This is a genomic window from Oleiphilus sp. HI0067, from assembly GCF_001635735.1.
On record NZ_LWFI01001672.1, the window covers coordinates 1 to 1,174 of the forward strand.

Consider the following 1,174-nt stretch of genomic DNA (forward strand, 5'->3'; position numbering starts at 1 on the left):
AAAGTGACTATAAGTATTGGAGGAACGATTGGTCAGCATGATGACACTGAGTTGAGCATCATCAATAAGGCTGACCAAGCTTTGTATGAGTCAAAATACTGCGGAAAAAATACTGCGTCGTTTGAATTTACTAAGCCGCGCTAGCGATGCGAAGTATCTCTCGATACCCTCCCGTATCAACACAGGATTCTGGTTTGTCTTGATAAAAGCCACGCTCTTTCAAAACATGATGCAAGCGAGGTAAGTTGTAACTCGGCACGCTCGGCAAGAAATGATGCTCACAGTGGAAGTTCACAAAGTTAGGTGCAAAGAAAGCACGTTCCCACAAAGAAACAATTGTTGTACGCGTCGTATCACGAACATCGTCAGAGGCCAGTGCAGGCATGGCACCATGTTCTGCGATCTGACGGACACGAATAACAAACGGATAAAAGAAGATATAACCAACCCACCACATAAGATACAAAGCTGGATGGCCTAAAGCCGTAAACACAGCAATCCAGGAACCATGCAGCACAATTGCGTCGCGAAAATTGCGCAAAGCAACACCATCGCCTTTTTGAACGCTATCTTGATTGACCCCTAATGAAACGGCATTACCAGCACGATTAGGCATGACATAAAACAACACACCATAGAGCATTTTTAGTCCAGAAAAACCCGTAAAATCGCGCAATATTTTGCGACGTAAGCTACTCCCAGTTACTGGGTATTGTTTGATATTACCGACGTCTGGGTCGTCATCCGTACCCGTTTTGGAGTGGTGAATAAGATGGTAAGTGCGGTAAAACTCTAGGGGTACCAGCATGGTCATCCCCGCAAACCAATGCCCAAAGAAACGATTCATCCAAAGCTTGCTAAAGAAACCTTGGTGACCACACTCATGCATCAAGATGCCTAGGCCTAACTGGCGGCCGCCTAAAACAAATAAGGCAGCAAGTTTAAATAACCAATGAACCTCTGCTGCAAAGACTACAAAACAGGCAGCAATAACGGCCCAATTGACTGCAAACATCCAAAGCGCATGCAAGTCGTTCGCCTTGCGGAACTCTTTGAGTTCTTCGGAATTTAAAAACTGTTTGTAACTAAGCTTCGACATCTAAACACCCAATTCTTTTTGTTCTAGGTAAAGATGGCCCGCAGGGGCGCTTACTCTACGCTAGTAATCTGATTA

Annotated in this window: 1 protein-coding gene; it reads right to left on the reverse strand. The window is 44.8% G+C overall.

The genetic code is table 11. The features are described 5' to 3' along the window. Positions 1 to 130 precede the first annotated feature (130 nt). Complete coding sequence (locus A3739_RS26835) at positions 131 to 1,099, reverse strand: fatty acid desaturase family protein (RefSeq protein WP_068477962.1); 969 nt, start codon at positions 1,097 to 1,099, stop codon at positions 131 to 133. Positions 1,100 to 1,174: the final 75 nt, after the last annotated feature.